The following is a 223-nucleotide window of genomic DNA, read 5'->3' on the forward strand; positions in this document are numbered from 1 at the left end:
ACGGTGCCGCCGTCGGGCACCCGCATCGCGTCGGTCAGCCGGCCCCAGATGACCTCGTCCACGCCCACCTGGGCCATCTTGGCCCGGCTGGTCAGCCCCATTTTCACCCCGACCAGCCGTTCGCCTCGGGTCAGCCGGCGCTCGACCAGGGCGGTCTGCACGGCGTACGCGCCGTCGACGTCCAGACCGGCCGCCGCCGCGAGCTGCGCGGTGGGCGTCGCGG

1 pseudogene is annotated in these 223 nt (G+C 75.3%); it reads right to left on the reverse strand.

The window, feature by feature from the left end:
• Window positions 1-223, reverse strand: a pseudogene (locus tag ACXN5W_RS30510) (4-oxalocrotonate decarboxylase); the annotation flags it as partial.

Source organism: Plantactinospora sp. A48, from assembly GCF_055793945.1.